Annotated in this window: 17 protein-coding genes; all 17 read right to left on the bottom strand. The window is 40.7% G+C overall.

The features are described from left to right. Nucleotides 1–4: 4 nt before the first annotated feature. Nucleotides 5–724, bottom strand: a complete 720-nt coding sequence (gene sigE / locus C6348_RS03000) for an RNA polymerase sporulation sigma factor SigE (RefSeq protein WP_007499746.1) — start codon at nucleotides 722–724, stop codon at nucleotides 5–7. A 59-nt stretch (nucleotides 725–783) separates the two neighbouring features. Further along, entirely contained in the window at nucleotides 784–1,713 is a 930-nt protein-coding gene (gene spoIIGA / locus C6348_RS02995) for a sigma-E processing peptidase SpoIIGA (protein ID WP_106041818.1), read from the bottom strand. A gap of 250 nt (nucleotides 1,714–1,963) precedes the next feature. Further along, a complete protein-coding gene (locus tag C6348_RS02990; RefSeq protein ID WP_106041816.1) occupies nucleotides 1,964–5,470 on the bottom strand; it encodes a S8 family peptidase in 3,507 nt (1,168 codons plus the stop codon). Nucleotides 5,471–5,762: 292 nt separating this feature from the next. Then, nucleotides 5,763–6,908 carry a cell division protein FtsZ gene (gene ftsZ, locus C6348_RS02985; protein ID WP_024424252.1) on the bottom strand — a complete coding sequence of 382 codons (1,146 nt, stop codon included), beginning with the start codon at nucleotides 6,906–6,908 and terminating at the stop codon, nucleotides 5,763–5,765. Between the two features lie 33 nt (nucleotides 6,909–6,941). Next, the gene (gene ftsA, locus C6348_RS02980; RefSeq protein ID WP_106038769.1) at nucleotides 6,942–8,264 is read right to left on the bottom strand and encodes a cell division protein FtsA; all 1,323 of its coding nucleotides are present in this window, start codon (nucleotides 8,262–8,264) and stop codon (nucleotides 6,942–6,944) included. A gap of 159 nt (nucleotides 8,265–8,423) precedes the next feature. After that, nucleotides 8,424–8,792, bottom strand: a complete 369-nt coding sequence (locus C6348_RS02975) for a small basic family protein (RefSeq protein ID WP_003210988.1) — start codon at nucleotides 8,790–8,792, stop codon at nucleotides 8,424–8,426. Next, nucleotides 8,792–9,517, bottom strand: coding sequence for a DUF881 domain-containing protein (locus C6348_RS02970; RefSeq protein WP_034662544.1), 726 nt, complete (start codon nucleotides 9,515–9,517; stop codon nucleotides 8,792–8,794). Before C6348_RS02970 ends, C6348_RS02975 begins: the two co-directional genes overlap by 1 nt. 20 nt (nucleotides 9,518–9,537) lie before the next feature. After that, a complete protein-coding gene (locus C6348_RS02965) occupies nucleotides 9,538–10,227 on the bottom strand; it encodes a DUF881 domain-containing protein (RefSeq protein ID WP_060596192.1) in 690 nt (229 codons plus the stop codon). After that, nucleotides 10,224–11,003 carry a cell division protein FtsQ/DivIB gene (locus C6348_RS02960; RefSeq protein WP_106038770.1) on the bottom strand — a complete coding sequence of 260 codons (780 nt, stop codon included), beginning with the start codon at nucleotides 11,001–11,003 and terminating at the stop codon, nucleotides 10,224–10,226. Before C6348_RS02960 ends, C6348_RS02965 begins: the two co-directional genes overlap by 4 nt. A gap of 127 nt (nucleotides 11,004–11,130) precedes the next feature. Continuing rightward, nucleotides 11,131–12,042 (bottom strand): UDP-N-acetylmuramate dehydrogenase, encoded by a 912-nt coding sequence (gene murB, locus C6348_RS02955; protein WP_034662552.1) that lies wholly within the window; start codon nucleotides 12,040–12,042, stop codon nucleotides 11,131–11,133. A gap of 31 nt (nucleotides 12,043–12,073) precedes the next feature. After that, nucleotides 12,074–13,168, bottom strand: coding sequence for an undecaprenyldiphospho-muramoylpentapeptide beta-N-acetylglucosaminyltransferase (gene murG / locus C6348_RS02950; RefSeq protein ID WP_066030946.1), 1,095 nt, complete (start codon nucleotides 13,166–13,168; stop codon nucleotides 12,074–12,076). A 197-nt stretch (nucleotides 13,169–13,365) separates the two neighbouring features. Continuing rightward, nucleotides 13,366–14,466 (bottom strand): stage V sporulation protein E, encoded by a 1,101-nt coding sequence (spoVE, locus tag C6348_RS02945; RefSeq protein ID WP_003212197.1) that lies wholly within the window; start codon nucleotides 14,464–14,466, stop codon nucleotides 13,366–13,368. 59 nt (nucleotides 14,467–14,525) lie between these two features. Further along, nucleotides 14,526–15,872, bottom strand: a complete 1,347-nt coding sequence (gene murD / locus C6348_RS02940; RefSeq protein WP_411266100.1) for a UDP-N-acetylmuramoyl-L-alanine--D-glutamate ligase — start codon at nucleotides 15,870–15,872, stop codon at nucleotides 14,526–14,528. Between the two features lie 9 nt (nucleotides 15,873–15,881). Continuing rightward, nucleotides 15,882–16,856 carry a phospho-N-acetylmuramoyl-pentapeptide-transferase gene (mraY, locus tag C6348_RS02935; protein WP_034317997.1) on the bottom strand — a complete coding sequence of 325 codons (975 nt, stop codon included), beginning with the start codon at nucleotides 16,854–16,856 and terminating at the stop codon, nucleotides 15,882–15,884. 135 nt (nucleotides 16,857–16,991) lie between these two features. Further along, on the bottom strand, nucleotides 16,992–18,467 hold the full coding sequence (locus C6348_RS02930; protein WP_060596403.1) for a UDP-N-acetylmuramoyl-L-alanyl-D-glutamate--2,6-diaminopimelate ligase: 1,476 nt from the start codon (nucleotides 18,465–18,467) through the stop codon (nucleotides 16,992–16,994). A 212-nt stretch (nucleotides 18,468–18,679) separates the two neighbouring features. Continuing rightward, nucleotides 18,680–20,599, bottom strand: a complete 1,920-nt coding sequence (locus C6348_RS02925; RefSeq protein WP_106041812.1) for a stage V sporulation protein D — start codon at nucleotides 20,597–20,599, stop codon at nucleotides 18,680–18,682. A gap of 126 nt (nucleotides 20,600–20,725) precedes the next feature. Next, nucleotides 20,726–22,876: a penicillin-binding protein gene (locus C6348_RS02920; RefSeq protein ID WP_223251520.1), complete on the bottom strand. Its 2,151-nt coding sequence runs from the start codon at nucleotides 22,874–22,876 to the stop codon at nucleotides 20,726–20,728. Nucleotides 22,877–22,878: the final 2 nt, after the last annotated feature.

Below are 22,878 nucleotides of genomic sequence, written 5' to 3'. Positions count from 1 at the left end.
TTTTTTAGACCATTTTATTAAATTCTTTTTGTAATCGTTTAATGATTCTTTTTTCAAGCCTCGAAATATACGACTGGGAAATCCCAAGCATGTCAGCGACATCTTTTTGGGTTTTTTCCTCACCGCCGACCAAGCCAAATCTTAGTTCCATGATCTGCTTTTCGCGGTCATTTAATTGCTCCAGCGCTTTTTTCAGCAGTTTTTTATCTACATTTGCTTCAATATCCCGCGTGATAATATCATCATCTGTTCCAAGTACGTCTGATAAAAGCAGTTCATTTCCGTCCCAATCAATGTTGAGCGGTTCATCAAACGAGACTTCTGAACGGATTTTATTATTTCGCCTCAAGTACATCAGAATCTCATTTTCAATACATCTCGAAGCATATGTTGCCAGCTTGATCTTTTTTTCAGGGTTAAATGTATTGACTGCTTTGATCAGGCCAATGGTTCCGATACTAATTAAATCCTCAATATTAATACCTGTGTTTTCAAATTTCCTTGCGATATAAACCACTAAACGCAAATTTCTTTCGATCAGAATCGCCCTTGCGGTTTGATCACCTTTTGGTAATTTGACAAGCAGTTCCTGCTCTTCATCCTTTGATAATGGAGGCGGCAGCGCTTCACTTCCACCAATATAATAAATTTCATCACTCTTTAGACCTAGCTTCATGAGGAGTTTATACCAGTAGTAAGTGAGTTTAAATTTTAATTTTTTCATCTTCTTCTCCCTTCTAAATGTCAAGTTGACCTCGTAAGATAAAAGACATCACCAAAAAACTACGACACCCCCTGGATGATTTTCCCGTCTAACATATCTGGATGAATGATGGATTGAAATTCCTGATCTGCTGATAAACCGCTCAGACTCAACCCTACAAAACACTTGGCCGGCTGAATCATATGCGTCTTTGAATAAATGACGACAGTATCTGGTTTTAGGCATAGTAGAAAACCGTGATCATGACCGACTGCTCGATATGGAACAAGTCTTAATCGATCAAGAAGGGGAAATTGATCATCGATCTTTTGCATCACTTCAACAGGATGAGACTGTTTCATGAGCTCTATAAATGGCTCTCCGCAAATGGCCGTTAGCTGATCGGCCTGGACGATCATGACAGGTGTTTTTGTCATAGGATCATACAGCTGATTGCCAGAATCAACGAGTCCATTTAAGCGGATGGTCTCCCCGTGAATGTGTATCTCTACAAGCACTTGTTCATCATACTGTCTTTTTTTCGCACCAACCTCTCCTAATCTTTTCTTTGAAAACAGCCATATCGCAGGAAAGCCGATTAAAACAAAAAGCCAGCTAATCGGATCACCAAAGCCATCATTTTGTGAAATGAGCAGGCCATCTTGGATCACTGTGTTGGTTTGCAAAAACGAATGAACCCCGATCATGCCTCCTCCCATCAAAAATGTTACAAAGTAAAAAGCAAACAGATTTTGAAAAAAGGAACGAAATCTTTGAAAACCAAAGGTTGCAAGAACGATGAAGACAGAAAAAAATAGTTTGCCTAAAGGGTGTGACACAACCATTGCAAATGGTGTAAAGAGCAAGAGAACAATGCTCGATCCAATGAGAGCTCCTAACATATATCGCCTTTTTTTTACTTGTCGTTTGAGAATAAATGCAGTGAGTAAGAGAAGCAATAGATCAAAACAAAAGTTTAACAGCCAGATCACATCTAAATAAATGACCACCTTCTGCTCCTTTCATCTGAAACAAAGAATCAAAAGCAGTACTTGCACTTGTTTGTACCAGTATAAAACAGTCAAGAGATGGAAGTCTGTCAATTCTTGTTGGGGATGATAGAGAACTTTTGGTGGATTGTTATTGTTTTTGTCGAGGAATGAGAGCGCGAAGCAAGAGAGTGTTCTTCTGGACAAGCTTTCAAACAATTGCTCGAAAGAAAAAAAGACACGCTCCTGGAAATCGTGTCTTTTGTTTAAGTTACTTTTCATTGATGTTTAATGTGCCTGAAGCCTTTTGTCTTGTGACATTTCCATAATCATCTCGCACAATTACTTCAATGACCGCACCTTTTGCTTTGGCGGTAGAAGTAGCTGTCCAGTAGCCTTCATATGTTCCGCTAGATACTTCGCGAAGCGGCAGCTCTGTTGTATTTTGAAGCTTTGATCTCGCGTTTGTCAGCGGCATGTGAATAACAAACGTTGCGTCTAGCTTTTCCCTGCTGTTAAATGAAATTTTAACAGACTCTCCTGATGATAGATGGACATTCTCTGCTGGAGTCAGCTTAGAAATTTCAGGTGCCTCGTATTGGACATCGATATTGACTTTTTTAGTCGTTTTGTTTCCTGCTGCATCTTTCGCTGTTACTTTTATTGTATTTTTCCCGTTCTCAAGCAGTATTCTTGCGGAATATTTTCCATCTTTTACGGTTGCCTTTTTTCCATTTACAGTGACTTGATCAAGATGATCATCTGTGACCTTTCCTTCTACAGTGAGTGATTCTTTATTAGACTTTTCCCCTTTTTTAGGTGTATCTATGGTGAGTGCTGGAGCTGTTTGATCAATGATGACCTTTACTGGTTTTGATCGTTTCGTTGCGCCTTTATCCGTAACAGTCGCAGCCGTGAATACATGCTCTCCACTTGAAACTGTGACCTTTTCTTTGAAAGCGCCTGACTGATCTGCTTTCACTTTGGCAATCTCTTCATCGTTTTGATAAATCGCTACATCAAGCCCAGGGGAGGCTTTGCCTTCAATCTCCAGTTCACCTTTGTTCGAAATGGTTCCGGCCTTCGGAGATATAATCTCTGGCACATCTGCTTCATAGTCAACAAGCGCCCGAATCATATAATTCCCTTCTTCTTTTGGAGAAGGAGAAAAAGCACCGCTTGTCAGCTGCCAGCTTCTTTCAGCATTTGGACCATCTTCGTCCGTTGCAAGTCCTGGAGACTCCGTATTCTTTTTCGTTTGAATATAGACAAGATAGAAATCTCCATCCACCGTAATGGCTTGATCTTCTAAATCTACTTTTGTCCATTCACCATTACGCAGCGCATTCGCTTTTAGAGGTCCTGCAATTTTCTCCCCTGGAGCTCCATTCTTCCCAGAAGCATCATACACTTCAACCGCAAATTCATTCCCGCCAGGAGCTGGCCACTCTGATGACCAGAAACGGAAAAGCCCTCCTGTGAGTTGCGCTTGTTTCTTCCCCTTTTCTAACGAAAACTTCACAGCCCAGCCATTGCCAGGATCATAGAAGGCTCGCGCATTTTCAGCTGTTCCGTCATCGTAGCTAATTTCACCAGCAAAGCCGATGAATGGCTCTAGCTGAATGGCTTTTTTAACCGGCTTTTCTGTCACATCTGCTGTAAAAGAATAACCTTTAAACCCTTTCGCAAATACTTTGACGGTATAGACACCGCTCAATGCCTCTAGAGAAAATTCGCCAGCTTCATCTGTTTTCACCGGCTTAATTTTCGCATCCTCTACAAGATAAACCGTGGCATCCTTTACTTTTTCACCCGTTGCTTCATTGACAATTGTACCGGATATCGTTCGTTTCTTAAGTGGCTGTAAGGCGAAATTTGCCTCAGCCGTTTCATTTGAAGAAATATTGACTGTTTGTTTGCGTGATTCAAACCCGTAAGCTTCCGCTTTCACCGTGAATTCCCCTGCACTGTGAGTAAGCTGATATCTCCCTGTCGCTTCATCTGTGTACGTTGATTTTCCGCTTTCAAGAACACTGATTTCCGCTTTCATAGGAAGAGCTTTGATGGACGGAGCATCAAGATTTTTTTCCTTTTTCAATTCTTTTGTTTTTGCAGGCTTCTTATGTGGATGTACAGCCTTTTCTTTTTGAGGCAGGGCTTGATCTGTTATTTTCATATCACCTAAATGAACATCTTCGTTTGTCACCTGTCCTTCAATCGTGCCAATTCCATCTGTTAAGGCCATAATCGCCTCTTTTGCATCAACTAAACCTGCCCCATAGCCATTGTTAGGGGATTCCGGGAATTGCTGATCAGTCAACGGCTTCGCTGTATCAATGAGAATTTGTTCAATCTCTTCAACAGAAAGATCTGACTGTACTTGGCGAAGAAGAGCCACAACAGCTGAAACATGCGGACCAGCCATCGACGTCCCATTCCAGCCATCTTCATACCCTTTCCCTGGAATGGATGAACGAATGTTTACCCCTGGGGCCGCAATATCTGGTTTCATGACGCCATATGGAGACGGACCTTGCAGCGAGAAAGACCCCAATTTGTTGTCTTGATCCGTTGCACCCGTTGCAAAGGCCTCCTGATAGTTCGCAGGATTTGCAATTGATCCCTCACCACCAGGGTTAAATAAATCGGTATTGCCGGCTGAAAACTCTGGGAAGATGTCCGCCGCTCTCCAAGCATTGACCACATCTTTATACCAATCATCAAGACCAGGCCCACCGCCCCAAGAATTATTGACGACATCTGGTGCCTTTTCTGGATGTGGGTTTCCGTCCTCATCTTTTGGTGCTAAAATCCACTCTCCTGCGTCAAGTAGATCAGCATCTGAACCACCATCTTCTGAGAAAGCTTTCACCGCAATCCATTTTGCGCCTGGTGCGACTCCGATTTGATTCTTTCCATCTGGCTCAGAGCCAACCATCGTTCCCGTCACATGTGTACCATGCTCTAAATCGTCGTATGGCGCTTCAGATCCTGTTGTAGCATCGTACCAATTGAATTCATGAGATGGATCATTCGGGTGTGCTGGATCAAATCCGCGGTATTTTTCCTTTAAAGCAGGATGATCCCATTCCACTCCTGTATCAATACTTGCCACAACAGTACCAGTACCGTCATAGCCTAAAGCCCACGCTTCTGGAGCATGAACCTGAGAAATGTTCCACTCGACTCCATCTACTGTTTTCATTTGTTTTTTCTGCTTAGACGTCTTCAAATCAACGGGGCGATGAATTTGACGGGTTTCATTCGGCAGCACTTGATCTACTTCTGGGAAGGAAGCCACCTTTTCCATGACTTCTTTCGTTCCCGTCACCGCAAGACCATTCACAATATAGTACGAATGAATCTCCTTCACTTGCTTTTTCTTTTGTTCCTTTTGTAAATACGTAAGCAGCGCTTGCTGCGTCTCCTCAGACGTTGCTCTTAATTCTGATACGACAGCTGATCTTTTTGTGTACTGCGTTTTAGCCGCTGTTAATTTCTGTTTTTTGGCTCTGGACACAGCTTCCTTCGCCACTTTTTGCGTATTTGTTTGCTCCTTCATTTTGATTAAAAAGGTCACCTTGTCATCCTGCTGAAACTGCTTCATTAATCTTGATGAGATCTTTGCTTTTGTTGTCTTAGAGGAAACAGCTTCCTCCTGATATGAGGTAGAAGTCGATTTTGCTTGAACCATCCCAAAGCTTGTCATCGTTAAAGTACCAATCACCATAAGACTCATCAAACGATAGCCGGCGGTCTTGCGAAACTTCAATTTCAATCAAATCCCTCCTCCTCAAATGGCCAAACAGAGTATATGTCTCACTCCTTTCCTTCATTTGTTCATGACAAGATTCATGGTGTTCTTTTTAATGTAGTCAAATAAAGTTCATCATCTTGTCGTTTTTTGTAAGAGGGGTTAAAAATGATTCTTTTTTCTTAAGCACCTTAAGTCAAATTACATATGAAAGATGAAGTAGCTCTCACACATTTAAGACTTTTTGATTAGAGTCCCCTTATACGTTGAGACATGAAAAAACCCCTTCCAATGGAAGGGGTTAAGCTATACTCGATTAGCGTTTATTGCGGTTGCGTAAGAACGTTGGAATGTCCAGCGTATCATCACTTGATTGTGTATTTTGTCTCGGCTGAGATGATGGCTGCTGATGTTCCTCACGTTTTACTTCACGTTTTTGAGGAATGGATTGATTTTGCTTTAATCCTTGTCCTAGTGGATTTCTTTGTGGTTTTGTCACTTCTGGCTCTTGCTCAATAAATCCAGTTGCGATCACAGTCACCACAATTTCATCCTTCAAGTTATCATTGATGACAGACCCGAAAATCATGTTTACATCTTCGTCAGATGCAGAAGCCACAATATCCGCTGCTTCTTGCACTTCATAAAGACTTAGGTTTGTGCCACCCGTAATGTTCATGATGACGCCTTGAGCACCATCGATCGCTGTTTCTAGAAGTGGTGAAGAAATGGCTTTCTTCGCTGCTTCAGCAGCACGGTTTTCACCTGTTGCGACACCAATACCCATAAGAGCCGAACCTTTATTGGACATGATTGTTTTCACGTCAGCAAAGTCAAGGTTAATCAGACCTGGTGTTGCAATTAAATCGGAAATCCCTTGAACACCTTGTCTAAGCACGTTATCTGCCGCGCGGAATGCTTCCAGCATTGGCGTGTTTTTATCAACAATTTCAAGCAAGCGATCGTTTGGAATCACGATTAATGTGTCAACTGCTTCTTTCATAGAAGCAATTCCTTCAACTGCTTGAAGCTGACGCTTTCTTCCTTCAAATGTGAAAGGACGAGTCACGACTCCAACTGTCAATGCACCAGAATCTTTTGCGATTTTTGCAATGACAGGTGCAGCACCCGTACCAGTTCCACCGCCCATACCAGCTGTAACGAAGACCATGTCTGCGCCTTTTAGTACTTCTTCAATCTGCTCTTTGCTTTCCTCAGCAGCCTTCTTACCGACCTCAGGATTCGCACCTGCTCCAAGCCCTCTTGTCAGCTTAGCACCGATTTGCATTTTAGTTTCTGCTTTTGATAGATTTAACGCCTGTGCATCTGTATTGACTGCAATAAAATCGACACCTTGTACGTCATTTTCGATCATTCGGTTGACAGCGTTATTCCCGCCGCCACCTACTCCGATTACTTTAATTGATGCTAGGCCGTCTATATTTGTTTCAAACTCCAACATGCTGAATCCTCCTAATCCGTCGAAAATCTAATTCTATTCCCAGAACATATTAAATAGTTTTTTCATTTTGCCCGGTTTTTTATTTGTCTCTTGTTGTGATTTTTGTTTAACTTTCGGTCTTGGCTGCGCTTCTTTCACTTGTGGTGCAGAAGAAACCGGCTCCATGGATGCGCCTACTTCATGAAACGCCTCATCTGGCATTTGGAATCCAACCTGTCTGCCCTGAATCTTTGCATTGCGATAAGCAAAGTGGATCAGACCCACTCCTGTCATATATTGAGGCTCTCTCACCCCGATATAATTCGGACTTGCAATCCTGACATTGTTTTGCAAAACCGTTTGTGCAAGAGAAAGGATACCTGGTATGGCTGCCTGTCCACCTGTTAGAACGAATCCACCAGGCAAATCATGGACACCCATATTTCTTAATTCCTCTGCCACAAAGAGCAGGATTTCTTCCAGCCGCGCTTCAATAATGTTAGCCGCATCAAGTTGTGTATACGTTTGTTTTTGATCGGTACCGATCACAGAAACTTCAAATGTCTCCTCAGTCGATGCCTCATCATAAAACGCATGCCCAAATTGTTTTTTGATTCGTTCAGCTTCTTCAGTGGAAGTTCTAAGTCCTATAGACAAATCTTTTGTAATGTTCTCTCCGCCCAAAGGGATACTGTGAGTAGAATAGAGATGCCCGTTTTCAAATACGGAAATCGTTGTAGATCCGCCGCCAATATCGACAAGAGCTACCCCGAGATTTTTTTCATCTTTCGATAATGCTGCCGAGCCCGATGCGATTGGCTGCAAGCAAATATCCATAATTTCAATTCCAGCTCTTTCTACACATCGGAGCCAGTTATGTAGAATCGTTTTAGAACCTGTAATTAACGATCCTTCCACCTCTAGCCGAACACCAAGCATTTTTTTCGGATCTGTGATCTCATCTCTTCCGTCGACGATAAATTGTCTCGGAATCACGTCTACGACGAGATGTTCTTGAGGAATAGATACTACTTGTGCTGCATCTAAGACACGTCTCACATCTTCAGCATGTATTTCTTTGTTTTCACTAGATACTGCGACCACGCCGCTCGTATTCTGAATATGAATGTGGTTTCCATTAATTCCGACAATCGCCTTTTGTAAAGGAAATCCTACCATTCTCTCAGCCTGTTCAAATGCTTGTCTAATAGAATGAACTGTCTCATCTATATCAACAATCGATCCTTTTTTTAACCCCTCTGAAGGGACATTTCCAACACCTATAATGTTAAGCGAATCATCCGCCATTTCTCCGACGATGACTTTTATATTGGATGTACCGATGTCAAGGCTGACGTAAATTTCATTGTTGTTCATTCTATGGCACCTCCTCACATATCAATACTTTCTATTCTATTATTTGCTGAACAACAATACAATGAATGTGTTTTTACAAGTGTGTAACAAAACTTAAAAAATCAACATTTTTTATTAGGATTACTGAAAATATTCGTTACATCATATGTATATCCTTTTTTATGACTCACTTTTTTTCTTTTTTTCTCTTGAAATTGTCCATTTTGTTAGTAGAATTCTTCTAATAACTGCTATATTTTGAAACAATCTAACGCCGAATGCAAACATTCCGACTAAGTACAAGTCTACACCAAGATGGACGCCCAGAAAAGCTAAACTTATTGCGAGTATAATATTAAAGAAGAAGCCTGATACAAACACTAGTTCATCGTATGCCCCTTGCAGATGTGCCCGGATTCCACCAATCAATGTATCAAGCGCAGCAAGTACAGCGAGGGAAAGATAGTTAGAATACTCATTCGGTATCGTAAAATTTGTTAAGAAACCGATCGCAACTCCTATGATTAAGCCAAGTACAGGAAGCCACATTAAGATTTTCCCTCCTTTACATCTTCAAGAGGCTTCAATTCGTTTACTTGAATTGCACCGTCATATGCTTTTAAATGGATTTTTTTCTTCGGCTGGCTCATACTCAAGCTGAAGTTTTCCTGAGCAAACAAATCACCAATATCTGATACATTTAAACGGCTGTATAATTTGTCGGCCTGCTCACTAATCATTTTAATGGTGACTTCATCACTATCTAAGCTGTAACCATCTATTTTTGTCGTGCCATTAATATCTCGAATCACACTTGTATTAATTACACGGCGATCATTGATGGAAATATGTTTTGCCCCAAACATATTGGCTTCATTAATTAACTTTTTCAGAAGATCAGGCGGGATATTTTTCACTTCTTCTCCGGTAAGGTCCTTTGAAAAAAGCTGAGAAATTTCAATTTCAATCCCCTCCCCTTCCACTTCTGTAAAACCAGCCTTTTCTTTTAAATCTTTTAACGTTTTTGTTAATTGTGCTTCTTTTGATTGATCTCCTTGATGACCATATTTTTTTAGCATCTCGTCGTATTTATCAATTTCTTTGAGCAAATCCAATTCCTTACTTTTAGATGCAGATAAATCCTCTCTCAGTTCCCAAACATCACGAGTATCACGAACTTTGGGCTTTTGTAAAGAATTAAACTGGATGGAGACCATGATGCCAAATATGATCATTAAAGCTGTTAAACTAAGTAAAGGCTTCTTTTTCCTCAACACCACTCACCTTTTCACTTTTAATCTTTGTTTCTTAAAAGAGGGTTCATACGAATATCCGTTTTCTCAATCGTCATTGAAATGTGATCACTTGTCAGCTGATCGACCACTCCTCCTGCAATATTTAAAGCAGGTATTAACACAGCCGGATCTCCAATACCAGAAATGACAAATGGTGCTGGATGCTGAACACCATCAACTGTGACAACTGGACCGTTACAATGTATGTATGATTGGTGTGTGATTCTTTGCCCATTAATAGATACAGCAGAAGCCCCTGATATAAATAGTTCGTTTATCACATGAAAAATGTGGCTCTCATGCACAATGTAATTATTGACATTTTGTCCACTCGGGATATAAGATGCATCTTCAAGAGATACTTTGACCCCTTTTCCTTTTACACCGATCTCTCCTGTAAACATTCTGTATTTCTCAACATCTTCCAGTACATTAAAATACTGCTCTTTTTCATTTTTCAAATTGGACTCTGTCGCTTGAACCTTTGATTGAAGACTATATAATTCTTTTTCGAGTTTCTGATTCGCCTTTTCTTGCTTTGTGAGCTGACTTTTCAGAGAGTATTCTTTTTTCCATTGCTCTGTTCGAATGACATCTGCCTGATGCTGCTTTGTATATTGGTATGAAAAAGAAATCAGAAAACCAAGAACAAGCATGACAATTGAGAATATAACTGTTTTGCCTCTCAACGCTCATCTTCCTTTTTCTTAGATTTAAACGCTTCAAAATACGTAGCGACTTCCATATGGATTGTACCTTTTTCAGAAGACGAAAGTTCTTTTACAATGGCTGGATAGGTTTTCATTTTATCACCGAATGTTTTAATTGATGCAATCACAGTGTTTCCGTCATTCATATAAAATTTAACTAGCCACTGGTTTGAATTTGTCGGCACATAATATACTTCTGAGATGAGTTCCTGAATAGAGGCTGGCAGCTGATTTAAAGATCTAACGGTTTGCTTCAGCTTCTCCTTATTGTCCCAATCGACAAAAATAGGTCCTGCATGACTCGGTGTAACTTCTTCTGATAAAGCGGTCCCATTTTCAAGAAGCTCATAATATAGATTTCCCTTTTGAAGATACGCAATATTTGCATATTCTTTGACAGCAATACTGACCTTATTTGGGAAATGCTTTTTGATCCTAACGCTTTTAATCAGTTTATTTTGTTTAATATGATCTGCTGTTATATCTTTATTTAAATTCCAAAACTCTGTTTCGCCTTCTTTAATTTGTGAAAGTTTAACAAGCTGTTTTGTAGAGACATGCTCGTTACCTGTGATGGTTAAAGAAGAAATTTTGCTGATTGGTGTCTGCAAATAAATAATAATTAAAACCATGATAAAAAACAGTAGTATAAAAGAGATCAGTCTACGATTCGCTTTTTGCTTCCTTTGTTCTTTAATTTTAGGAATTCGCTCTTCTATATTGACGATCTTTTCATTTTCATGATCAGGCCGCATATATACTCTTCACCTCATTCAAAGCTGCTTGTCCACACCTTTGGGTCATCATTTTGATGAGAAAACAAACGGCATTCTTTCATGCCGTTTGTTTTCCTGTGATGCCATCATTCATAAAAACTAGCTGTTAATTTTCTTCACCGATAATTTCTACCTCTGTATGCATATCTACGTTGTAGTCTTCTTTAATTTTCTTTTGGATGTACTGAATTAAGTCCAGCACGTCTTGAGCAGTAGCTCCACCAGCGTTGACTATAAAGTTGCCGTGCATATCAGATATTCTAGCTCCGCCGATTTGGTATCCTTTTAAATTCGCTTTTTCTACAAGCTGTCCTGCATATTCAGGCAGCGGATTTCGAAAAATACTGCCAGCACATGGCCGGTTATAAGGCTGGGTTTCTTTACGATAATCTTTATTTTGCTGCATTTTCTTTGTGATTTTTTCGCGATCATCCTGTTTGAGCTTAAACACGGCTTCGAGAACAATGCCAGGTCGTTCCTTTTGAAGGACTGATGTTCGATAGCTGAAATTCATCTGTTCATTTGTGAGCCACTCGATGCTTCCATCTTCAAATAAGATTCTAGCTTTCACAAGAATCTTACTGATATCAGATCCATGTGCACCTGCGTTCATATAAACAGCGCCTCCAATAGACCCTGGAATACCAGCTGCGAATTCCAACCCTGAAAGACCCTGCTTACTAAGAGATGTCGCGAGCCTTACGACAGAATAGCCGCCGCCAACTGTAATTTCTTCATCATTTACAGTTAGGTGATCCAGTCCAGCACCTAGCTTTAGGACAACTCCACGAATTCCTTTATCAAGTACAAGTAAATTCGATCCTCTTCCAATGACCGTCCAATTCGTATGGTGTTTTTTCACCTGATCCATGATCGTTTTAACTGCATCGATATCTTTTGGGATGATCAAAAGATCTGCTGGTCCGCCTATTTTCATTGTTGTATGATTAGCAAGCGGCTCATTTTCAAGTACTTTACCAACTTGCGCTTCTAATAATTCATTCTTCAAGTTCTCCATATTACCCTCCGCCTTACCTAATATCATTCCATCATGTAGTCGTAATATCTTTTAACACATTATATAAACGTGCAGCCGCATCTGGTACTCCGAGTTCTTTCGTTAAACGGCTCATTTGGTTGAGTTTTTCTTCATTACCGGCAATTTCATCAATTGCATGCAGCAGACGATCCCCTGAAAGCTCTGATTCTCTTAAAACAATCGCAGCATCATGTTTTTCAAGTGATCTTGCATTGATTTCCTGATGATTTGCCGTCACGTATGGGCTCGGAATAAAAATGGTTGGGATTCCAAGAGCCGTTACTTCAGCAATTGTTGTAGCTCCCGCTCTTGCAACAATCACATCGATCGATTTCAGGTACTCCGGCATTTGATGCAAGAAAGGTTTTGTGATCATATTAGGTGCTGCACCTTTTTCCTTTAGCTCATTCAACACTTTTTCATAATGAACCTCACCTGTGATATATAAAAGCTGGTAGTTTTTAGCCTTTAAATCATCTTGCATTTCGATCACTGCTCTATTGATAGGAGCAGCACCTCGGCTCCCGCCGAAAATAAGAACCGTTTTTTTCTGTTCATCGAGCCCAAATTCTTTAAGAGATTTCCCCTCTTTTATAGAGACGACTTCAGAGGCTCTAGGGTTTCCCGTAAATACAACCTTTTCAGAAGGAAAATGTGCCTTTGCTTCGTCAAAGCAGATGGCTACTTTATTAACATATCTCGCTAGGAACTTATTTGTAATACCAGGCAGGCTGTTTTGTTCGTGTATAATAGTCGGGATCTTCAGCTTAGAAGCCGCATAAACCACAGGCCCACACACATAACCGCCTGTTCCAATGACCGCATCAGGTTTGAATTCTTTTAAGTAAGATTTGCTTTTTTGAACGCCTTTCAAAAATCTCATCACCGTTTTGACGTTATCAAAGGAAAGCTTTCGTTTAAAACCTGAAATTTCTATCGCCTTGAAAGGGATATTTTCTCTTTCTACAATTTTCTTTTCAAGTCCATTTTCAGTACCGATATATAAAAATTCCACATCAGGATGCAGTCTTTTCACTTCTTTAATAAAGGCTAAGGCAGGATAAATATGTCCGCCTGTTCCGCCTCCACTGATTACTATACGCATTATACCATTTCCCCTCAATTTTTTTCTGCTCTGAACAAAGTATAAACCCTGTTTTAAACAACAGGGCTCCGTTAAAACCTGTAAAGAAGAGTCAAAAAACACGTTTTCGAAACAAAAACTGTCATTTTCACTCTTCAAATCATTTTTTTGTACTTTTGCAAAATAAACGTCAACATGGTTTCATGAACTTCAGCACGTTAATATCTTGCGTACCTGCTTACATTCAAAAGTACGCCAATCGCCATCAGCATTAATGTCAGTGATGAGCCGCCATAACTAAGGAATGGGAGCGTGATACCTGTCACAGGAATAAGTCCAGTGACAACTGCGATGTTAATCATTACTTGAATGGCAACCATTGAAATAATACCAACTGCCAGGAAACTTCCATATAAATCTGGGGCTCCAAGTGCTATTCGTATGCCTCTCCATAATAGAACACTAAAGAGGAGTAAAATGAGTGATCCCCCTATAAAGCCAAGCTCTTCAGACAATATCGCAAAGATGAAGTCCGTTTGGGGCTCAGGTAAATAGAAGAATTTTTGTCTACTTTGACCAAGTCCCATTCCGAACAGACCACCTGGACCAACAGCGTATAAGGATTGAATAATTTGAAACCCACTGCCTAGCGGATCTTCCCAAGGATTTAAGTACGATGTAATTCGTTTTATTCGGTAGGGTGCTGATAAGACAAGTGCAGCAAACCCGCTGAGTCCTATAAGACCGAGAAATATAAAGTGAGCAATTCTCGCACCTGAAACAAATATCATAATAATACAGGTTCCAACCATCACCGTTCCTGTTCCCAGATCCGGCTGAAGCATAATGATGGCAAATGCAGAAAATACAATGCCTAAAGCTGGGGCAAAACCTTTGCGAAAGGATGTGATATTTTTTTGTTTTTCAGATAAGAATTTTGCAAGAAACGCAATCATCGCAAGCTTCATAAATTCAGAGGGCTGAATACTAAACGCACCGACACCGATCCAGCTTCTTGATCCATTTCTCTCCATACCGATACCAGGAATGAGTACAAGCAGCAAAAGGAGAAAACAAACAGCAATCAATATCTTTGACCAAGTCCGCCACGTCCAATAATCGACTCGCATAATGAAAAACATTGCGATAACTCCGATTCCGGCAAACAAAAGCTGTCTTTTTGCAAAATAAAACGAATCATCAAATTTATACGATGCCCACACAGCACTAGCGCTGTACACCATAATTAAACCAATCGTCAATAAAAGTAACGTAATGACAACAAGCAAAAAATCCGGAGAAGTTTTCTTATTCGTCAAGAGACCGACACCCCAAGCATAATTTCATTTGGGCTGTCAGTCATATGAGAGACAAGCCCTTATTTAAGCATATGCACGGCGTTTACAAACATGTCTCCACGTTCTTCAAATGTTTTATGTTGATCCCAGCTTGCACAAGCCGGAGATAATAAAATCACGTCTTCTTCTTCAGATATGTTAAACGCCGCAGGTACTGCTTGTTCAACATTATCGACATGTTTTACGTGATGTATTCCAAGCTCTTCACCAAGCTTCACAAACTTAGGTGCAGTCTCACCAAATGTGATAATTCCTTTTACATTTTTCATGAAAGGTTTCAATTCATCAAATTCATTGCCGCGATCAAGTCCACCTGCTAATAAAATGGTCGGTTGTTCGAAGGCTGACAATGCTTTACTTGTTGCCAAAATATTGGTTGCTTTACTATCGTTATAAAATTTCCGACTTTGAATTGTATCTACAAACTGCAGACGATGCTTCACTCCACTAAATGTCGTGAGAACGTGTACGATTGCTTCATTTGAGCAGCCTGCATTTTTCACAACACAAATAGCTGCCAAAATGTTTTCTTGGTTATGCTCACCAGGAAGGACAACATCCTTTACATCAATGATATGTTCATTCATGTAATAAATTGCACCATGTTGAATAAACGCACCATGTTCTACTGGCTCTTTCACTGAGAAAAACACTTTTTTTGCTTTTGAACCTTCTGCCAGTTTTACGACCGATGGATCATCTAGGTTAATTACTGCGATGTCATCTTCATGTTGATGTGCGAATACTTTCTGCTTTGCTTTTTCATATTCATCACGAGTGTGGTGATAGTCTAGATGTGCATCAAAAATATTTAATATTAAGCTGATTTTAGGTCTAAACTCAACTGTTCCCATTAACTGAAAAGAAGAGAGTTCCGTTACGATCCACTCATCGCCAGCTGCATTTGCAGCGACTTCGCTGGCAACTGTTCCAATATTACCCGCCACTAATGTTTTTTGGCTGTCTTTTTTCAGCATTTCATAAATCAATGTCGTGGTAGTGGTTTTTCCATTCGATCCAGTAATCCCAATAAAAGGAGATGAAGTTAAATGATACGCTAATTCTATTTCCGTCCAAACTGGAATTTGGCGGCGAAGCGCTTCTTGAACCATCTCATTTTCATATGGAATTCCTGGATTTTTAATTAAAATCGTAATGTCTTTATCTTCAAATATACGAAGAGGATGACTGCCACAAACGACATCAATCCCCTTTCCAGAAAGTAGCTGAGCAGGTTCGTTTTCTTCAAACGGTTTTTGATCATTTACCGTCACATTTACTCCATGTTCATGAAGAATTGAAGCTGCCGCATATCCGCTTTTTGCAAGACCTAATACTAGTACATGTTCGTTTTTTAACATTTGCATCTTATTCAATTATAACCACACCTCGATGTAAATTCCTAAAACAGCAAGTAATAAACCAGCTGTCCAGAAGGTGACAACTACTCTCCACTCTGACCAGCCAACTAACTCATAGTGGTGGTGAAGCGGACTCATCTTAAAGATTCTTTTGCCGGTTGTTTTAAAGGAGATCACTTGAAGAATAACGGATAGCGTCTCAACAACAAATACTCCACCAATAATGACAAGTAAAATTTCAAGCTTCGTTAAAATCGCAATTGCTACAATGGCTCCCCCTAATGCTAGAGAACCTGTATCACCCATAAATACTTTTGCAGGATGTGCGTTAAACACAAGGAAGCCAAGGACGGCTCCTGCAACAGCTACTGAAAAGATCGCTACATCATACTGGGATTGATTCCAAGCCAGTATGGCAAAAGCTCCGAAAGCAATAGCAGCGGTTCCAGATAAGAGACCATCCAGTCCATCCGTTAAGTTCACGGCATTAGAACCTCCGACAAGCATGAAAATGACAAGGATAAAGTAAGCCCATCCTAAATCAAAGCTGACGTCTGTTCCTGGAATGCGAATCGTCGTTGCAAACTGATAATAATGGAAAACTGCATAAAAGATCACTGCGATCACAATTTGACCGATTAATTTCTGTTTCGATGTTAATCCAAGATTTCGTTTCATCGCTACTTTAATATAATCATCTAAAAATCCTAATAGGCCGTAACCAAGTGTGACAAATAACAGTAAAAACATTTCTGGACTAATCTCAGAGAATTTGTTGATCATCACAATCGTTGTAATGGTGATAGAAAAGATAATCATAATTCCGCCCATTGTCGGAGTACCAGATTTCTTTTGGTGAGACTGCGGGCCTTCTTCTCTAATACTTTGACCAAATTTAAGTCTTCTTAAAAACGGTATAAAAATCGGGGATAAAAGAACACTGATTAAAAATCCCATTATGATTGTAAACAATATCACCTGTTCAAGCATCGTTCTTTACTCCTTCCGAATTTCCAAAGCCGTTTTCCATCAGAAAATTGCATTCATTATTATGGTATTCATTCGCGTTCTTCGTATGTTGTTTTTGTACAAAATGCTTCATTTCATTACACTCTTTTCATCATTTTAAGATTTGTTTAGATCTAAAATAGCGTCAACTGCAACCTTTGCATCATCAAAGTCATAGACTTGATCGCCAATGATTTGATATGTCTCATGGCCTTTACCCGCTATTAAGACTGTATCGCCTTTTTTCGCATTGGCAATGGCAAAGAAGATGGCTTGTTTCCGATTCACAAAGCTATGATAATATGCGTCTGGCACCCCATTTTCCATATCTTTTAAAATGGCTGAAGGATCTTCGCTTCTTGGGTTGTCTGATGTAAATACAGGTTCATCTGCATATTTCACAGCGATTTGGGCCATTTGAGGACGCTTTGTTTTATCACGGTCGCCGCCGCAGCCAATCACACAGAAAATTTTGCCCTCTGTTAATTCTCTACACGTTGTGAGGACATTTTCTAAACTGTCAGGTGTATGCGCGTAATCGACAATGACAGGGAAATCTTGATCGCAGTTTACAAGTTCAAATCTGCCTTTGACTCCCTCCAGCTCTTCAATCGCACTAACGATCGACTCAAACGTTAAGCCAGATACGATCCCGACTGATACAGCTGCCAGGATATTATACACATTGAACTTTCCGACGAGGGCAACCGTCACATTCTTGGTGCCGATTGGAGTGACCAAATCAAATTGAGTTCCCTTTGGCATAATTTGAATATTCTTTGCCATGACATCTGCTTTTTGCTCTAAGGCATACGTCATGACTTCAGCAGCTGTGACTTTTTCAAAATAACTCGAAGCCTCATCATCTGCATTTAAAATCGCATGCTTGGGTTTATTATGATGAAAGGCGCTTCCGAGCTGAGAAAATAGCAAGCTTTTCGCGTGTTTATATTCTTCCATTGTGTTGTGGTAGTCAAGATGATCCTGTGTAAGGTTTGTGAAAACAGCAATATCATAATCACATCCATGCACCCTGCCAAGATGGAGTGCATGTGATGATACTTCCATAATGGCTGTATCTACATCTTGATCAAGCATCTGTTTAAACGTTTTCTGAAGTGTGACACTTTCAGGTGTGGTGTTTTTCACGTCGAGAATGTCATCATTCACCTTCATATACATCGTACCGATTAAGCCTGTTTTCTTTTCGGCTTTTCTCATCATTTGTTCGATCATGTGTGTTGTTGAGGTTTTTCCGTTTGTGCCTGTGATCCCGATGAGATTCAGCTTATGAGTGGGCTGTTCGTAAAACGCATCAGCTATTCTTGCAAGTGCTCTTTGAGAGTGTTTCACAATAATGACTGGTACATCTGTTATGTTAAGAGGGTGTTCCGCTACAATTGCTGCAGCCCCGCTTTTCACCGCTTTTTCAGCATAATCGTGTCCATCTACTGTATAGCCTTTTATACAGACAAAAAGGCTTCCCTTTTTCACCTCTCTTGAATCCATTTCAATGGAAGTGATATCAGGATTTTCGTTTATCAATTCGTTGTTTTCACTTTTAAAGTATGTAAGCAGTTCTTGTAATTTCATTTTCATATCAAACCTCTCAAATTCGTTCACGTGCATGTCTTGTGAAAAAAACACACAGTCTATATTTTATCGTAAAAAAAAGGATACATCCAGCGTATTCCTTAAGTTTCTGTTGGAAAAAACACACTTTGGACTCTTTTTTTCAAACGGTTCTTCTCTTTCAACAAAAAGAGGCAGCCGAATGAGTGCGGCTACCCTCTGTTCATTCTTTATTATTCATCGTTTAAGTATAATCTGATCGTGGAGCCTTCTTTAACCTTTGTCCCAGCAGCAGGTGATTGCTTCACTACTTTACTGCCAGTTCCTGAGGCATCGATCTTTAGGTTGATCAAGAGGGATTCAAGATCTGAAACGGATCCCCCTACAAGATTCGGTACTTCAATGGTTTTTGTGTCCAGCCACTGATACTTCTTTTCAATTTGGCCTTTTCTTTTTTTCACACCCATCTCAGGCAGGCTGTCCCGCATAATATGACCAACAATTGGTGCGGTCACGGTACCACCAAATTGAATGGTGCCTTTTGGGTTATCCACAGCCACATAGACTACAATACTTGGGTCATCTGCAGGCGCAAATCCGATAAACGACACAATGTGGTTATTCTCCATATACTTTCCGTCCTTTACCTTCTGTGCTGTTCCTGTTTTTCCGCCGACCCGATACCCTTCAACAAATGCATTTCGGCCAGTTCCTTGGGCGACTACACTTTCAAGTGCAAACCTGATTTCTTTAGATGTCTCTGCTGAAATCACTTTCTTTTTGGCAATCGGTGATTGCTTTTTCACGACCTCTTTTGTGATTGGATCTATCCATTCTTTTGCAATATAAGGCGTGTAAAGTGTCCCGCCATTTACCGCAGCTGCTACTGCAGCTACTTGCTGAATCGGCGTAACAGATACACCTTGCCCAAAGGCCGTGGTCGCCTGCTCTACAGGACCTACACGATCAAGCGGGAACAAAATCCCCCGCCCTTCCCCTTGAAGGTCGATTCCTGTTTTTTGGCCAAATCCGAAATTTTTAATATAGGAAAATAATTTATCTTTCCCAAGACGGTCTCCTAGCTCTACAAAGCCGGGGTTACAGGAATTTTGAACCACTTCCAAAAATGACTGTGATCCGTGCCCGCCTTTTTTCCAGCACCTGAGTCTTGCACCATCAACTGTCACAGATCCGCTGTCAAAAAATGAATCGCGCTTTAAATTTACTTTCTTTTCTTCTAATGCTGCTGCAAGTGTAATAATTTTAAAGGTCGAACCCGGCTCATATGTGCTCCACACCGGAAGATTTCGGTTAAACACTTTTGGGTCAACTGATTGATAGTCAGCTGGATCAAAATCTGGTCTGCTTGACATTCCCAGCACTTCGCCATTTTTCGGATTCATCGCAATCGCAATCATACCATCTGGATTATACTTTGCCTGCGCGTTGTCTAATTCTCGTTCTATGATGGTTTGTACTTTTGAATCGACTGTTAATTTCATATCAAGACCATCTTTAGGTGGTGTATAATCGTCTGCTTCATCTGGCATTTTCTGCCCTTTTGCATCGGAATAAAACTTTACAGAGCCTTTTTCGCCTTTTAAGTCATCGTCATAGTAGGCTTCCAGTCCAAGTAAACCTTGATTATCGATTCCAGCAAAGCCCAGTACATGTGAAAGAAAGCTGCCAAACGGATAATGTCTGATGCTGTCTTCTGCTACATACACGCCTTCTAAATCAAGCTCTCTTACTTCTTTTGCTTTTTCATGAGATACCTTTCTGCCCTCAGGAGAAATTCGTTCAATTGATGTTTTCTTCGTGACATGCTTGTACGCTTTCTCTTCAGACATATTCAGTACTGCTGCCAATTTCTTGCTTGTTTCTGCGGGATCTTTAATTTGCCGAGGGACGACCAATATAGATGGGGCACTTTTGTTCGTCGCAAGCTCTACCCCATTCCGGTCCAAAATATCTCCCCTTTCCGGTTCGAATGGAAGGTTTCGGCTCCATGAATCTTTTGCTAAGCTTGTCAGCTTCTCGCCCATAATAAACTGCACATATCCTAATCTAGTATCTATGATGAAAAAAATGATCACCCCAAACAGCAGCACGAAAAGCAATCGTTTTCTCACTGTTACACTTGACACTCGCACGCCCGGTTCACTCCTTACATATGGCTTGTTTTCATCATATGCAGGCCCGTCCTTTTGTAGAACGCTACCGTGATATTCAGCTGGAGCAAAAGAAAAAACCTAGCAAGCGGTTTGCTAGGTTTAAAGTTAATTTGGGCTTTTAAATGTCACAGTGATGACTTTGTCTGAAATCTCCGCTCCACTTTTGACACTTTGTTTCACAGCATATCCTTGTCCATTTGTTTCTATATGCACACCGGAAATCGAAGCATATTGAAGGACTTCCCTTCTGGACCAGCCTGTCATGTCAGGCATCTTAATGGTTTTCCCTGCTGTTTTCAAGAAGACTTTCTGGCTTTCAGAGAATTCAGAGCCCGCACTCGGCCACTGGCGTTTAATGGAGAGGCCGTCGCCGATGACAACAGGCGCTAAGTGTTTATTTTTGGCTTCTGTTTCTGCCTGCTTCACTTCTAAATCCAGGAATGAAGGCATCGTTTCTTGTTTCACTTTTTGTTCGCCTGATTTTTTATCGTCTGTTTTTGTTGGTGCAATATTTAAATATAGCAGACTATTTTTCATGACAGGGTTAAAGATTTGAGAAACCGGGGCAGACCCTGTTTCTGTTTCAGACAGCTGCGGCTGCTGTACAGCTACATAAACAAGCAGCTTCGGATCATCTTTTGGCGCCATTCCCATAAATGAAAAGACGTAATCGTTTCTTCCTTGGAGGTAACCGCCGGCACCGCCAATTTGCCCCGTTCCTGTTTTTCCAGCAACGTCGAATCCTTTGATTTGGTAAGGCTGACCTGTTCCAATTTTTGAGGAAACAACCTCACCTAAAATGTCGCGAACTTGCTTCGCTGTATCAGATGAAATCGGTTTTCCTGCTGCTGTTGGTTCGTGCTGCAAAATCGTTTTGTTTGTATTCGGGTCTGTAATATGGTCAATGACATATGGCTTCATCATTGTTCCGCCGTTTGCTATCGCTGTGGCTGCTTCGATTTGTTGAATCGGTGTGATGGCTGACGCTTGACCATAAGCCGTCGATGCTTTGTCATATTCGTATCTATAATTGATTTTGCTAGACGCTTCGTTCGGCAAGTCAATCCCCGTTTTGTCATAGAAATGGAACTTCTGCAAATATTGTTCGTATCGTGTGAAGCCTAGTTTTTCTTTCGCCAGCTTTGCAAAGGCCACGTTTGATGAGCGGAGAACCCCTTGATGAAAGTCAATTTTCCCCCAGCCATTTCCGTTGTTGTGGTCTCTCACAAGGCCGCCGCCTACTTTATAAGTACCAGATTGATATTTGTCACTGCCTTGGTAGACCCCTTCTTGGATCGCCGCAGCGAGGGTAAAGATCTTCATCGTCGAACCTGGTTCAAACGCATATGAAATGACATCATTGTTATAATTCGTAATGTCTAGTTCATTTAAATTAAAGCTTGGCCGCTGCCCCATCGCGAGAACCTTTCCAGTTTTCGGATCAACGACTGTGGCAATGATTTTCTTCGGCTTATACTTTTTGGCAACCTGCGTCATACTTTCTTCAAGAAACGCTTGAATTTTTTGATCGATGGTCAGCGTGACATTTTTCCCGTCTTTCGGGGCGACAATGTCTTCTTTACTATTCGGCAAGGCCCATCCGCTTCTGTCACTGTTATATGTCACATAGCCGTCTTTTTCTTTTAAATATTTGTTCAGTGCCTTCTCAAGTCCCATTGCACCTGACATGTCCTTTGTCGCCTCATCTAATCTGGCATAACCGATCAGGTTAGAAGCAAACATGCCGTTTGGATAATATCGCTTCGTGTCTTTTTCAAATGCGACCCCTGGAAGCTTTAGCTTTTCAATTTTTTCCTTCGTTGAAAAACTAATATCTTTCCCCGCTTTACCAAACTCAACTTGGAATGCATCTTTTGTATTGAGACGCTTTAAAATTTCGCTTTCACTCATATCGATAACTTTTGAGAGCTCTTTTGCCGTCTTTTCTTTATCGACGACATGCATTGGGTGCTTAGGGTCCACTGTCATTTTCTTGCTCATGACCGCAATAAGCTTATACACAGATGTATCCTCAGCAATCACATTTCCATTCCGGTCTAAAATAGACCCTCTTTTGGCTTCAAGTGTTTTCTTCGATTGATATTGTTCATTAGCCTTGGCGGCTAACACTTGTCCATCAACCGTTCCTGTAATCTGAATATAGATAAAACGTGCTAGGATGATAAAGAAAAACAGGGCGAAGCAAATACTTGCAATTGCCGCGCCTCTGTTCATCATTTTATTCTTTTTAGGCATCG

The sequence above is a fragment of the Bacillus sp. YBWC18 genome, assembly GCF_002998775.1.
Classification (GTDB): Bacteria; Bacillota; Bacilli; order Bacillales; family Bacillaceae; genus Bacillus.
Note: the sequence above shows the minus strand (reverse complement) of the source record. Positions and strands in the feature narration are given on the sequence as shown.

Excerpts from the sequence above, each read along its gene's own strand:
- sigE (WP_007499746.1), bottom strand. The coding sequence starts at position 724 with ATGAAAAAATTAAAATTTAAACTCACTTACTACTGGTATAAACTCCTC.
- ftsZ (WP_024424252.1), bottom strand. The coding sequence starts at position 6,908 with ATGTTGGAGTTTGAAACAAATATAGACGGCCTAGCATCAATTAAAGTA.
- ftsA (WP_106038769.1), bottom strand. The coding sequence starts at position 8,264 with ATGAACAACAATGAAATTTACGTCAGCCTTGACATCGGTACATCCAAT.
- C6348_RS02975 (WP_003210988.1), bottom strand. The coding sequence starts at position 8,792 with ATGTGGCTTCCTGTACTTGGCTTAATCATAGGAGTTGCGATCGGTTTC.
- C6348_RS02960 (WP_106038770.1), bottom strand. The coding sequence starts at position 11,003 with ATGCGGCCTGATCATGAAAATGAAAAGATCGTCAATATAGAAGAGCGA.
- murB (WP_034662552.1), bottom strand. The coding sequence starts at position 12,042 with ATGGAGAACTTGAAGAATGAATTATTAGAAGCGCAAGTTGGTAAAGTA.
- murG (WP_066030946.1), bottom strand. The coding sequence starts at position 13,168 with ATGCGTATAGTAATCAGTGGAGGCGGAACAGGCGGACATATTTATCCT.
- murD (WP_411266100.1), bottom strand. The coding sequence starts at position 15,872 with ATGCAAATGTTAAAAAACGAACATGTACTAGTATTAGGTCTTGCAAAA.
- mraY (WP_034317997.1), bottom strand. The coding sequence starts at position 16,856 with ATGCTTGAACAGGTGATATTGTTTACAATCATAATGGGATTTTTAATC.
- C6348_RS02930 (WP_060596403.1), bottom strand. The coding sequence starts at position 18,467 with ATGAAATTACAAGAACTGCTTACATACTTTAAAAGTGAAAACAACGAA.
- C6348_RS02920 (WP_223251520.1), bottom strand. The coding sequence starts at position 22,876 with ATGCCTAAAAAGAATAAAATGATGAACAGAGGCGCGGCAATTGCAAGT.